This window comes from Sphingobium psychrophilum (genome assembly GCF_012927105.1).
GTDB classification, from domain to species: Bacteria; Pseudomonadota; Alphaproteobacteria; order Sphingomonadales; family Sphingomonadaceae; genus Sphingobium; species Sphingobium psychrophilum.
Genome location: NZ_JABBFV010000027.1, coordinates 19,031 through 32,264 on the forward strand (window position 1 = coordinate 19,031; position 13,234 = coordinate 32,264).

Consider the following 13,234-nt stretch of genomic DNA (forward strand, 5'->3'; position numbering starts at 1 on the left):
CCTAAAATATTCGTGTAGATGAAATATTCATGGATGCGAAATCATCAGGTCGCGACGAAAACGCCCCCCTCCTGATCCTGCCGGGATTGCTGTGCGATTCCCGTATGTTCGGCGAAACGCTGGCGGCCTTCCCCAAGAGTGCGGTGGTGGACGGCTTCTACGCTGGTTGCGAACGAATCGAGGCAATGGCCGATTATGCGATCGCCCGCATGCCCGATCGCTGCGCCCTGCTGGGTCATTCGATGGGCGCGCGCGTCGCGCTCGAAGTCGTGCGCAAGGCGCCCCATCGCGTCGAACGGCTGGCACTGGTCGACACCGGCGTCCATGCTGTGAAGCCCGGCGAGCGCGAAGGCCGCCACCGCCTGCGCGACCTTGGCCGCGCGCAGGGCATGGGCGCCCTGGTCGGCGAATGGCTCCCCCCGATGATGGGCTTCGCCGCCCTGCGCAACGAAGCCCTGATGGACGCGCTCTACGCCATGGCGGTCGCCGCGGGCCTGCCGACGTTCGAAGCGCAGATCGAAGCGCTGCTGCACCGCCCGTCGGTCGATGCGCTGCTGCCGGCGATCGCCTGCCCGACCGTCGCCATGGTCGGCCGCCAGGACCAATGGTCCCCGGTCGCCCAGCATGAAGCGATCACCGCCGCCATCCCGCACGCGCAACTGCGCATCGTCGAAGGGGCGGGCCATATGATGCCTGCGGAAGCGCCGCAGGCCTTCAACTACCTCGTGCGGGAATGGCTCACCACGTCGCCCGCGCCAGATTTTCGTACACTTCCAGATCAAGTCGAAGGAGAGGTTTGAATGACTGACAAGACCCTGCAACAGCTGCTCGATGAAAAGGGCGACATCGTCACATTCCTGCGTAACCAGCAGGTCGGCCCCAATGCCTATCCGGGTGTTCCGGGCGAATATAGCAATTGGCGCGACGAACAGCGCAGCTGGGCGGAAAGCTCGGTCCTGTTCAACCAGAGCTTCCACATGGTCGATCTGCTCGTCACCGGACCCGGCGCGTTCGACATGCTGTCCTACCTCGCCCCCAACAGCTTCAAGGGCTTCGTGCCGAACCGCGCCAAGCAGTTCGCCCCCGTCACGCCCGAAGGCTATGTGATCGGTGACGTCATTCTCTTCTATCTCGAAGAAGAAAAGTTCGAACTGGTCGGCCGCGCCCCCTCGATCGAATGGGTCGAATATTGGGCCTCGACCGGCAAATGGGACGTGAAGGTGGAACGCGACGAGCGCACCATCGCCCGCCCGCTCGACCAGCAGGGTTATCGCCGCAACTATCGCTTCCAGTTGCAGGGGCCAAACGCCATGCCGGTGCTGGAAAAGGCGATGGGCCAGACCCCGCCGGACCTCAAATTCTTCCACATGGCGCCGATCATGATCGCCGGCGTCGAAGTGCGCGCGCTGCGTCACGGCATGGCCGGTCAGCCGGGTTACGAGCTGTTTGGTCCCTGGAAGGATTATGACACCGTCCGCAACGCGCTGATCGAAGCGGGCAAGGATCATGGCCTGACGCTCTGCGGTGGCCGCACCTATTCGTCCAACACGCTGGAATCCGGCTGGATTCCCTCGCCGTTGCCCGCCACCTACACCGGCGAAGGCTCGAAGGGCTTTCGTGAATGGGCCAGCGAAAACAGCTATGAAGGCAAATGCTCGCTCGGCGGCAGCTTCGTCTCCGACAATATCGAAGACTATTATCTGAACCCCTGGGAGCTGGGCTATGGCATCATGGTCAAGTTCGACCATGACTTCGTCGGCCGCGAAGCGTTGGAAAAGATCAAGGATCAGCCCCACCGTCAAAAGGTGACGCTGGCCCTGGATAATGAGGATATCGTCCGCGTCATGAGCTCCATGCTCCAGACCGGCGACAAGGCGAAGTTCCTCGAATTCCCCAGCGCCGTCTATTGCATGCACCCCTATGATGCGGTGCTCAAGGACGGCAAGACCGTCGGCCTGTCCACCTGGATCGGCTATACCATCAACGCCGGTCGCTTCCTGGCGCTGGCGATGGTGGACGCGGAGTTCGCCACGCCCGGCACCGAAGTCACCCTGCTGTGGGGCGAACCCAATGGCGGCACGTCGAAGCCCACCGTCGAACGCCACGTCCAGACCGAAATCAAGGCGATCGTCTCCTCGGTCCCCTATTCGGAAGCCGCGCGCGACAATTACGCCGACGGCTGGCGCACGAAGGCCGCGTAATCGGATCACATCCTGAGCGGGATGGGACGGGGGATGCCGAAAGGCGTCCCCCGTTTTCGTTGAGGGGGGGCGTCCTCCAAACCCTCTCAACCAAAACTCTTCCAATGTAGGATTTTGTCTGATCTATCCTTGTAGATGGACCAGCATCCCCGCGCCTGCCCGACCTCCTCCGCCGCCCTGTCGCTTCGGTGTCGCGCGCCGGGCGCGTCGGCGTGGCGTCACCCTGACGCAGATGTTACCCGACTGTGGCGTGGGCGTGGCGCCGCTATGGCTTGGCGCGCACTATTGGCCCTTTTCACCCCACGACACTGTATACTTCGCCCTGTCGCGCCCATCGCGCGCCCGCCTTCAAACCGTCGGCATCTCTGCGGCGGTGAACAGGCTCACCGCCTGCTCCAGCCTGGCGATGGCGCGCCCCTCCACCTCGGCGGTGAAGCGCGGCACGGGAATCGCCAGCGCAAAGGCGCCGACCGCCACATCGTCCACCATCGCCACCATGCCCAGGCCGCAAATGCCGGGCGTATATTCCTCGCGCGTGCGGCCGATGCCGGTGGTGCGCACCTGCGCCAGTTCCGCCCGCAACTGGGCTTCATCGGTGATGCTGCTCGGCGTGAAGCTTTCCAGCCGCGCCTGCGCGAAATAGCCGTTCAGCTCATCGTCGGTCATGGTGGCCAGCAGCGCCTTGCCCGCCGCCAGGCAATGGAGAGGGCTGCGCGTCCCCACGCTGATCGAATAGCGCAGCGACTGTTCCGCCGTCTCGGTGACGATCGCCTCCAGATGCCAGCCGTCGCGGATGAAGAAGGACGCCGTCTCGTTCATCTGCAACCGCAGCGACTTGACCAGCGGCCGGACCTTGTCGGCCAGCGACATGGCGATGCGCGGCGACGCCAGCCGCTCCAGCGCCGGGCCGGGCAGATAGCGCCGCCCTTCGCGGGTCAGATATTGGCGCTCCGTCAGCGTCGCGAGCAGATAGGACAGGCTGCTGACCGGGATCGCCAGGCCCGCGGCGATCTCCTGCGCGACCACGCCTGCCGGTCGCGCCACGACATATTCGATGATGTCGATGGTGCGCATCGCCGATTTGACGGTGGACGGCGTGGTGCCATTCATAAGTCAGCGAACCCCTGTTCATCAAAGCGATTTCGAGCCGGATCGGCATATCCGGCGACTTGGAAATCGCGGCAATCAAAAAGTCAGAGTGCCTCGCCGCTCCGCGAAGCGCCAGTCACCCTCTATGCGCACGAACCGGTCGTGAAAGGAACCGACTTTAGGCGGACCCTCGCCGGTGAAGAGCAACATCGCGCTCTCCCCCGTCGCTTCGCACTCGCTCAGCACGTCGATCACGACATTGGAACAGACATGCCGCGTGGTCCGCGCCGGCCGGGCGAGGAAGGCGGCCAAAATCGCGTCGCGCCCTTCCGTCCATTCGCCGGACGCTGTCGGGCGCGCCATGCGGCCATCGGGCGCATAAAGCGCCGCGACATCCGCCCAGCGGCCCGCATCGTTGAGATTGGCGTAGAGCGCGACCAGCCGGGCGCAATCCTGCTCGATGGCGCGACGCTCTTCGCCCGTCACAATCTGGCGTCCGCCAAATCCGCCCCGGCGCGCAACGAGCGCAGCTTCTTCCAGGTCACGGCCGGATCAATCTTGCCATATCCTGCAAAGGTGCCGAACCCGCAATCGGTGCTGGCGATCACCCGATCCTTGCCGACGATCCCGGCGAAACGCTCGATCCGCTGGGCGATCAGTTCGGGATGCTCGACATAGTTGGAACAGGTGTCGATCAGGCCGGGGGCCAAAATCTTGTCGTCGGGCAACACGCCGCGGCGCGATGCGTCGCGCCACACCGTCCATTCATGTTCGTGGCATGGATTGGCGCCTTCGAACAGCACGGTCGCCGGGTGGGCGGCCAATATGATGTCGATCACCTTCTCCAGCGGGATGTCATGATCGTGCGGTCCTTCATAATTGCCCCAGCAGATATGCATCCGCATCCGGTCCGCCGGAATATTGGCGGTTGCGGCATTGAGCGCCTCGACATTGGCGGCGGCGATTTTGACGAACTCTTCCTCGCTCGCATCCTGATAACCGGTGTGGCGCGACATGGCGAGGTCGGGGCAATCAAGTTGCAGGTCGAATCCCGCCGCCACGATCGTCTCATATTCCTCCCGCATCGCATCGACCAGGTCGGCCAGATAGGCTTCAGGGCTGGGATAGTGGCGATTGACCTGGAAAGCGGTGATCAGGCCGGGGGAGGCTGCGTTCATGAAGGCGCGCGTGCCAGGGTGATCGGCCAGCGCCGCCTTGAACCGGCGGATGTCGTCGTGCAGCGGCTCCAGCGTCACCAGTTTTACCGGCCCAATGCAGGACGCGCGGGTAAATTCCTGGCTCCCCATGATCGCGGCCAGCTTCTTGCGCAGTTCGGGCAGCGGGGCCAGATCGGCCGCGACCTTGCGGTCGATATGGCCGCCAAAGCCCGACAGTCGCTCGATCATGTAAGTCGAATAGCCGACCTTCCCCAGTTCGCCGTCGCTCACGATAGACACGCCCGCGTCGATCTGCGCCGCGACCGCTTGCGTCACCGCCTGCTGGACCGCCGTGTCGAACGCAGCGGCGTCATAAGGCTCACCCTTGTCGCGGGCCAGCAACAGCGGCGTCAGCGCGTCGCCGCGCGGCAGGCTGCCGACATGGGTGGTGGCTATGGACATGCATCTCTCTCCCTCGAACGGAAGACAGGTGCCATAAATTCACGAATATGGGTATATCATAAATGTGAACCGCTCCGCAGTCGGATGAGCGCCGCATCTGGACAATCTCGCCGCCATGCCTATATACCGATCGGTATGAAAATGGCAGCCGAACCCGTAACGAGAGGACGCCCGCGGGAATTTGATCCCGAGGAAGCCCTGTCGGCTGCGCTTCAGGTCTTCTGGACGCGCGGCTATGAAGGCGCGTCGCTGGCCGAACTGACCGAGGCGATGGGCATCACCAAGCCCAGCCTCTACGCCTGTTTCGGCAACAAGGAAGCCCTGTTTCACAAGGCGCTCGACCTCTATGAACGCGACAAGCTCTGCTATATGCGCTCCGCCCTCGATGCGCCCACCGCGCGCGGTGTGGCCGAACGGCTGCTGCGCGGTACGCTGCAAATCCAGACCGGCGGCAGCGACCCGCGCGCGTGCCTGGGCGTCATCTCCATGGTCGCCTGCACGACTCAGGCCGACTCGATCAAGACCGATGTGATCGCCCGCCGCGCCTCGTCCGACAAGGCGCTGGTCGAACGGCTGGAGCGCGCCAAGGCGGAAGGCGACCTGCCGACCGGGGTCGAGCCTGCCGCGATCGCCACCTATCTGACCGCTGTCATTCAGGGCATGGGCGTGCAGGCCAGCGGCGGGGCGACGCCCGCGCAGCTGGAACAACTGGTCGAAACCACCCTGGCGATGTGGCCCACCGCCTGAGCCTTTTCGCCCCGTTCAGCACCGCTTCATAAATTTTTACCAAGCGGTACAGAAAGCGGTTGACGGCATGCTGCATCGCATTATATACCGATAAGTATGAAATCCGGCTGAGGCATCGCCTCCAAGGAGGCCCAATGGCAAAAGCCTGTTTATCCATAAGCGAGTGACATCGACTTAACGGCCGTTTCGGCGCGCCGCATCTGCATCAACATCTGGTCATGCCGGACCGGGCGAACGCCCTGTTCTGTATGCCGTCGCGCATTCCGATCCCACCGGGGTTCGGGAGACGGTCCTGCTCATCCTGAACGGATGGCGCGGGCGCCATGCGCGCAATCAGGGGACGAATATCATGGCCTATATCGATTTTGCCCAGCCGCTGCTCGCGGTGGGGGATGGCATCGCCTTGTCTGTCGTGCGCGATCGTATCAAGGCGACCGCTACCGGCTTTTCGCCGACCGAATGGCAAATTGTGCAACTGGCGCGCGGCGATGGCCTGGCGTCGCTGCGCGAACCGGGCCTTTGGACCCGGATTAAGACCATGATTTTCGGCCCGCAACCGCACTTCCGGCTCGCCAGCACGCGGCTGGAAGCGCTGCGCCGGCTGGCCGTGGAAGGCTGGCATAACGGCTTTGCCGTCCGTCCGTCCGCCATCACCGATTTTCGCAAAGCGGGGTTCAGCGAAGGGCAGCTTGAACTGCTCCTTTCCGCGATCACCGCCGCGCGCCACAGCATCAAGGGGACTGTCGCATGAACATGATCACAAAGATCGACGCGGACGCGCCGGCCGGGGACATCCGGTCGGAAAATGCAGGCAAGCGCTGGAGCGGCCGGCATGTCGCCTGGGCCGCGCTGGCGCTGGCGATCGTCGGCGGCGTGACCTGGAAATATGCCGGACAGCCGCAGGCGCAGGCGTCCGCCGCGGCGGTGGTGACCGTGGGCGTCGCCGCGCCGCTGATGCGGCAGGTGGTGCAATGGGACGATTATGTCGGCCGCTTCGCCCCCAGCCAAACGGTCGACGTGCGGCCGCGCGTGTCGGGTCCGGTGACCGCGATCCATTTTCGCGACGGCGATATCGTGCGCAAGGGGCAGTTGCTCTTCACGCTCGACCAGCGGCCCTTCCTCGCCGCGCTGGCCGAAGCCCGCGCCAATGTCGCCAGCGCGCAGAGCGGATTGCGGCTGGCGCAGGCTGACTATGCCCGCGTCCAGCGCCTGAACGGCGACGAAGCGGTGTCAGCCAGCGAGATCGACACGCTGCGGGCGCGCCTGCAAGCCGCGCAGGCTGCGCTCGCTGCCGCGGATGCCCGCGCCCGGACCCGCGCGCTGGATGTCGAATTCACGCTGATCCGCGCCCCTATTTCCGGCCGGGTGTCCGACCGGAAGGTCGATATCGGCAATCTGGTGTCGGGGGCGGAAGGGGCGGGTGCCAGCCTGCTCACCACCATCAATGCGCTCGACCCCATCTATTTCAGCTTCGATGCGTCCGAAGCGCTGTTCCTGAAATCGCAGCGCGACCATGCGGATGGCAATAACGGCGAAGTCGAAATCCGTTTGCAGGACGAGGCCGATTATCGCTGGAAGGGGCGACTCGACTTCACCGACAATGGGCTGGACCCCCGGTCGGGCACCATTCGCGGTCGCGCGGTGCTGAGCAATCCCGACCTGTTCCTGACCCCTGGCCTGTTCGGCAATATGCGCCTGTCCAGCGGCGGGAAAGTCAATGCCCTGCTGGTCCCGGACGAGGCGATCCAGTCCGACCAGGCGCTCAAGACGGTGCTGGTGGTCGGCCGCGACGATGTCGTCGCCGCCAAGCCGGTGCAGCTGGGGCCGCTGGTCGACGGGCTGCGGATCATCCGTTCGGGCCTCTCGCCGCAGGACAAGGTGGTCGTAGCCAATGTGCAGGCGGCCATGCCCGGTGCGAAGGTCGCAACCCGCAGCGCATCGATCAGGGCCGTGGCCGCGCCGATCACCCCGACCGACGGTGCCGCCCCGGTCGCGTCGCAGGCGACTTTCGAGCGGTAACAGCCGCCTTTCTCGCTGAACATTCCTACCCGTGATCCGCCGCCATGGCGGATCGCGCGCCCTCCCTTTTGCCCTCCGCAAAGGACTTGCCCGATGCGTTTCTCGCGCTTCTTCATCGACCGGCCGATCTTCGCCGCTGTTATCGCGGTGGTCATCACCGTGGTCGGTGCGCTGGCTTTTATCGGCCTGCCTGTCAGTCAATATCCCGACATCGTGCCGCCCACGGTCACAGTGGCCGCCCAATATCCCGGCGCGTCCGCCGAAACGGTCGCATCGACTGTGGCCGCGCCGATCGAACAGGAAATCAACGGCGTCGACGACATGCTCTATCAGAGCAGCCAGTCGACCGGCGATGGCAAGGTGACGATCACCGTCACCTTCAAGATCGGCACCGACCTCGACGCCGCCCAGGTGCTGGTCCAGAACCGCGTCGCCGTCGCCGTGCCCCGCTTGCCCGAAGAAGTGCAGCGGCTGGGCGTGGTCACGCGCAAGACGACGCCCGAATTTCTGATGGTCGTCAATCTCCAGTCGCCCGACGGCACGTTCGACCGCAATTACCTGTCCAACTATGCGCTGACCCAGGTGCGCGACCGGCTGGCCCGGCTCGACGGCGTGGGCGACGTGCAACTGTTCGGATCGCGCGACTATGCGATGCGGGTCTGGATCGATCCGGGCCGCGCCGCCGCTATGGACCTGACGGCGGGCGAGATCGTGTCGGCGCTGCGGGCGCAGAATGTCCAGGTGTCGGCCGGTTCGATCGGCCAGCCTCCCTATGATCGCGGCGAAGCCTTCCAGCTCGGCGTCGAAATGCAGGGCCGCCTGACCTCGCCCGACCAGTTCGCCAACATCGTGATCCGTAGCGACGCCAATGGCCGGCAGGTCCGCGTGCGCGACGTTGCCCGCGTTGAACTGGGCGCGCAGGATTATGCGATCAACACCTATCTGTCGGGCAAGCCCACCGTCGTCATCGCGGTGATGCAGCGCCCCGGTTCCAACGCACTCGACGCGGCGGAGCATGTGAAGGCGGAAATGGACCAACTGTCCCAGCGCTTCCCCAAGGGGCTGGAATATAGCGTCATCTACAACCCCACCGAATTTATCAGCCAGTCGATCGACGCGGTCTATCACACGCTGATCGAAGCCGTGCTGCTGGTGGTGCTGGTCATCCTCGTCTTCCTGCAAAACTGGCGCGCAGCGATCATTCCGATCATCGCCATCCCGGTATCGTTGATCGGCACCGCGACGATCCTGGCGGGCCTGGGCTATTCGCTCAACAATCTGTCGCTGTTCGGGCTGGTGCTGGCGATCGGGATCGTTGTCGACGACGCCATCGTCGTGGTCGAAAATGTGGAGCGCAATATCGGCCGGGGCATGTCCCCGCTGGAGGCTGCACGCACGTCGATGGACGAGGTATCGGGCGCGCTGGTGGCGATCGTTCTGGTGCTGTGCGCGGTGTTCGTGCCGACGCTGTTCATCACCGGCATTTCCGGCGCTTTCTACCAGCAGTTCGCGGTCACCATCTCGACTGCGACGGTGATCTCGCTAATCCTCTCGCTCACCCTGTCGCCCGCTGCAGCCGCTTTGCTGCTGCATGCCAAACATGGCCCGCGCGACCGCAGCAACGATCCGCTCTGGCGGCAGAAGCTGGGCATAGCGGTCGATGGCTTCAACAACGGCTTCGACCGGATGAGCGAGGGCTATGCCCGCCTCACCCGTTGGCTGGTCGCGCGGCCGAAGAAGATGCTGGCGACCTATGCCGGGCTGATCGTGGCGACCGCAGGCCTGTTCTGGGTGACGCCCGCAGGCTTCATCCCGTCGCAAGACCAGGGCTATTTCCTGGCCGTGGTGCAGCTACCCCCGGGCGCGTCGCTCGAGCGCACGGACAAGGTGACGCGCGAGGTCGCGGATAAGATCCTGCCCATCAAGGGCCTGCGCGGCGCGGTGATGTTCGCCGGCTTCCATGGCCCGTCGCAGACCGCTGCGCCCAATTCCGCCGCGATCTACTTCCCCTTCAAGAGCTTTGCCGAACGCAAGGCCGAAGGCGTCACCTATGCCGGGATCATGGAACAGGCGAACAAGGCGATGGCCGGCTATGACAAGGCACGCATCCTGCTGGTGCCGCCCCCGGTCATTCAGGGCATCGGGTCGGCCGGCGGCTATCGCATCATGCTGGAGGACCGGCAGGACCGCGGCTATGCCGAACTGAACAAGGTCGCGCAGGATTTCATCGGCAAGGCCAATCAAACCCCCGGCCTGTCGATGATCTACACCCTGTTCGACGTCAGCACCCCGCGCATCTACGCCGATGTCGACCGGGCCAAGGCCGACCTGCTGGGCGTCCCGCCTGAGCGCGTGTTCGAAGCGATGCAGGTCTATCTGGGTTCCGCCTTCGTCAACGACTTCAACCTGCTGGGCCGCACCTATCGCGTCACCGCGCAGGCGGATGCGGAACATCGTGGGACCGTCGCGGATATCGCCAACCTCAAGACGCGGTCCAACGCCGGAGGCATGGTGCCGATCGGTTCGGTCGCCACCTTCCGCGACAAGACCGGTCCCTATCGCGTGGTGCGCTATAATCTGATGCCTGCGGTGGAGGTCGATGGCGACACGGCGCCCGGCTACTCCTCCGGCCAGTCGCTCACGACCATCGACAAGATGAGCGCGGCGCTGCCTGAAGGCTATACGAGCGAATGGACCGGCATCGCCTATCAGCAGAAGAGCGCAGGCAACACCGCCGGCATCGTCTTCGGCATGGCCGTCTTCTTCGTCTTCCTGGTGCTGGCGGCGCAATATGAGAGCCTGACGCTGCCACTGGCGATCATCCTGATCGTGCCGATGTGCCTGTTCGCCGCGATGCTGGGCATCAATCTGCGGGGCATGGACAATAATATCCTGACGCAGATCGGCCTGGTGGTGCTGATCGCCCTGGCGGCGAAGAACGCCATCCTGGTGGTGGAATTCGCCAAGCAGGCGGAGGAGGAACAGGGACTGTCGCCGGTGGAGGCCGCGGTGCAGGCGGCGCAGACCCGGTTGCGTCCCATCCTGATGACCAGCTTCGCCTTCATCCTGGGTGCGGTACCGCTGGTGATCGCGACCGGCGCGGGGGCTGAACTGCGGCAGGCGCTCGGAACGGCTGTGTTCTTCGGCATGGCCGGTGTGACCGCCTTCGGCCTGCTCTTCACCCCCACCTTCTATGTCGTGTGCCGCGCGCTGGGCGATCGCTTCGCCCGCCGCCGGCGGCCAGAGGCCGACGCTGTCTTGCAGCCGGCCGAATGAGGAACAAAGCTGTGACACGCAACTTCATCGCCCTTCTGCTCGGCGTCAGTGCGCTCACCGCCTGCACGGCCGGGCCGGACTATCGGCCGCCTGCTACACCCACCACCGCCGCCGCACCCTTCATCGGTGCGGCCAACCCGGCGGTCAGCACCGCTGCAACGCAGGATCGCTGGTGGACGCTCTATCGCGATCCGCTGCTCGACACGCTGGTCGGGGATGCGCTGGCCGCCAACACCGACATCCGCGTGGCGGTGGCGCGGATCGAACGGGCGCGCGCTTCGCTGCGCGGCGCGAAATCGGATCGCCTGCCGCAAACCAGCCTTGGCGCGTCGGGCACCTATAACCGGACGTCGGCGGCGCAATCGCTGCCGAACATCGACCGGGCAAACTGGGTGTTCGATGGCGGGCTGGACGTTGCCTACGAGGTCGATCTGTTCGGCCGGGTGAAGCGCGGGGTCGAAGCGGCGCGCGGCGACCTGGCGGCGGTGCAGGCAGACGCCGACGGCGTGCGCGTCGCGGTGATCGCCGACACGGTGCGCGCTTACCTCGACGTCACCGCCACGGCCGAACGGCTGGCCGTGGCGCAGCGGACGGTGGCGCTGCTCGACCAGTCCATCCGCATCACCGGCGCGCGTTTCGAAGTCGGCCGGTCCGACCGGCTGGACGTGATCCGCGTGACCGCCCTGCGCGAGCAGCAAAAAGCGACGATCCCGGCGCTGGCGGCGGATCGGGACGCAGCGCTGTTCCGGCTGGCGACGCTGACCGGGCGGACGCCGCAGCAACTGCCTGATACGGTGCGCGCGGCGACCCGCACGCCGCAACTGGCTCAGCCGATCCCGGTGGGGGACGGCCAGGCGCTGCTGGCGCGGCGGCCCGACGTGCGTGCGGCAGAGCGCAGGCTGGCGGCGGACACCGCGCGGATCGGCGTAGCGACGGCGGACCTCTATCCCCGCATCACGCTGGGCGGATCGGTCGGCACCACGGCGCTGGGTGGCGGTAACTTGCTGGGCGGCGGGCCATTGAACTGGGTGCTGGGACCGCTCATCAGCTGGGCCTTTCCCAACACCGAAGCGATCCGTGCCCGGATCGGCGCTGCGAAGGCGGAGGGCGCGGCGTCGCTCGCAACCTTCGACGGTACGGTGCTACAGGCGCTGGAGGAAAGCGAACGCGCCTTGTCCGTCTATGCCCACGCGATCGAACGCGCGCAGACGCTGGGCCTGGCGCGCGACGAAGCTGCCCGGGCCGCCCGGATCAGCCTGGCGCGGCAGCGCGAGGGACAGATCGATTTCCTGACGGTGCTGGACGCGCAACGCACGCTCGCCAGTGCCGAGGCGGATCTGGCGACCGCCACCCGCGCGCTATCCTTCGCACAGGTGGACCTGTTCCGCGCACTGGGCGGCGGTTGGGGTCAGGCCGCGGCCTGACCCCACACCACTGATCGGCCTCAGGCCTTGGTCTTCGCCTTGCTCAGGTCATAGGCACCCAGACCCGGCTTGTAGCTCTTCTCGTCGATGAACTGGCGGATACCTTCCTTGCGGCCTTCGCTCTTGTCGTGGAAATTGGCCGCTTCCTGCATCCGGACCAGATAATCTTCCGCCTCGTCATAGGTCATGGTGCCCACGCGGCGGACGGCATCCTTGGCGAATTTCAGCGCCACCGGATTCTTGCTCAGCAGCATCTCGGCCACCTGTGTCGTGCGGGCCTTGAGCTGCTCCAGCGGAACGCTCTCATTGACCAGCCGCATGGCGGACGCGGCCTTGCCGTCGATCAGGTCGCCGGTCAGCGTCAGCCACATGGCGTCGCGCATCGGCAGCAGGTCGACCACCACCTTGGTCACGCCGCCGCCGGGCAGGATGCCCCAGTTGATTTCAGACAAGCCGAACTGCGCCTCGTCCGCGCAGATGGCGAGGTCGCAGGCGAAGAGCGGGCCGAAGCCGCCGCCGAAACACCAGCCATTGACCATCGCGATGGTGGGCTTTTGAAACCAGCGCAGGCGGCGGAACCAGCCATAGCTTTCGGCCTGCGACTTGCGCACGCCGCGCAGGCCCAGCGATTCGGTTTCGCGGAAATATTCCTTCAGGTCCATGCCCGCCGACCAGGCGGTGCCTTCGCCACCCAGCACCAGCACGCCGACATCGTCGTTAAATTCCAGCTCGTCCAGCACTTCCATCATGCGCCGGTTGAGCGTGGGGCTCATCGCGTTGCGCTTGGCCGGCCGGGCGAAATTCACCCAGGCGATGCGGTTTTCGACAAGTACCGAAACGACGTCTTGATCTTCCATCA

Annotated in this window: 11 protein-coding genes; 7 read left to right on the forward strand and 4 right to left on the reverse strand. The window is 65.2% G+C overall.

Annotated features, from left to right (window positions below; translation table 11 throughout):
* Positions 1-29 precede the first annotated feature (29 nt).
* Together HHL08_RS22360 and desA are read left to right on the forward strand one after the other, a co-directional pair.
* Positions 30-800 carry an alpha/beta fold hydrolase gene (locus HHL08_RS22360; RefSeq protein ID WP_169575156.1) on the forward strand — a complete coding sequence of 257 codons (771 nt, stop codon included), beginning with the start codon at positions 30-32 and terminating at the stop codon, positions 798-800.
* Positions 801-2,201, forward strand: coding sequence for a syringate O-demethylase (gene desA, locus HHL08_RS22365; RefSeq protein WP_169575157.1), 1,401 nt, complete (start codon positions 801-803; stop codon positions 2,199-2,201). It abuts the gene before it with no gap.
* Between the two features lie 348 nt (positions 2,202-2,549).
* On the opposite strand, the gene HHL08_RS22370 is transcribed toward desA, so the two are convergent.
* The 3 genes from HHL08_RS22370 to HHL08_RS22380 form a co-directional block, all read right to left on the reverse strand.
* A complete protein-coding gene (locus tag HHL08_RS22370) occupies positions 2,550-3,311 on the reverse strand; it encodes an IclR family transcriptional regulator (protein WP_169575158.1) in 762 nt (253 codons plus the stop codon).
* 75 nt (positions 3,312-3,386) lie between these two features.
* Positions 3,387-3,776: a nuclear transport factor 2 family protein gene (locus HHL08_RS22375; RefSeq protein ID WP_328804736.1), complete on the reverse strand. Its 390-nt coding sequence runs from the start codon at positions 3,774-3,776 to the stop codon at positions 3,387-3,389.
* Positions 3,773-4,909 (reverse strand): cobalamin-independent methionine synthase II family protein, encoded by a 1,137-nt coding sequence (locus HHL08_RS22380; RefSeq protein WP_169575159.1) that lies wholly within the window; start codon positions 4,907-4,909, stop codon positions 3,773-3,775. The genes HHL08_RS22375 and HHL08_RS22380 overlap by 4 nt, the downstream gene beginning before the upstream one ends.
* A 135-nt stretch (positions 4,910-5,044) precedes the next feature.
* Here HHL08_RS22380 and HHL08_RS22385 point away from each other — a divergent pair, with 135 nt between their 5' ends.
* The 5 genes from HHL08_RS22385 to HHL08_RS22405 all read left to right on the forward strand — a co-directional run bounded on the left by HHL08_RS22385 (position 5,045) and on the right by HHL08_RS22405 (position 12,375).
* Complete coding sequence (locus HHL08_RS22385; RefSeq protein WP_169575160.1) at positions 5,045-5,656, forward strand: TetR/AcrR family transcriptional regulator; 612 nt, start codon at positions 5,045-5,047, stop codon at positions 5,654-5,656.
* A gap of 349 nt (positions 5,657-6,005) precedes the next feature.
* Positions 6,006-6,407, forward strand: coding sequence for a hypothetical protein (locus HHL08_RS22390; RefSeq protein WP_169575161.1), 402 nt, complete (start codon positions 6,006-6,008; stop codon positions 6,405-6,407).
* On the forward strand, positions 6,404-7,675 hold the full coding sequence (locus tag HHL08_RS22395; protein WP_169575162.1) for an efflux RND transporter periplasmic adaptor subunit: 1,272 nt from the start codon (positions 6,404-6,406) through the stop codon (positions 7,673-7,675). Before HHL08_RS22390 ends, HHL08_RS22395 begins: the two co-directional genes overlap by 4 nt.
* A 93-nt stretch (positions 7,676-7,768) precedes the next feature.
* Positions 7,769-10,951, forward strand: a complete 3,183-nt coding sequence (locus tag HHL08_RS22400; protein WP_169575163.1) for an efflux RND transporter permease subunit — start codon at positions 7,769-7,771, stop codon at positions 10,949-10,951.
* Positions 10,952-10,962: 11 nt separating this feature from the next.
* Positions 10,963-12,375 (forward strand): efflux transporter outer membrane subunit, encoded by a 1,413-nt coding sequence (locus tag HHL08_RS22405; RefSeq protein ID WP_169575164.1) that lies wholly within the window; start codon positions 10,963-10,965, stop codon positions 12,373-12,375.
* 20 nt (positions 12,376-12,395) lie between these two features.
* Here HHL08_RS22405 and HHL08_RS22410 read toward each other — a convergent pair whose 3' ends face one another.
* On the reverse strand, positions 12,396-13,232 hold the full coding sequence (locus HHL08_RS22410) for a p-hydroxycinnamoyl CoA hydratase/lyase (protein WP_169575165.1): 837 nt from the start codon (positions 13,230-13,232) through the stop codon (positions 12,396-12,398).
* Positions 13,233-13,234 lie beyond the last annotated feature (2 nt).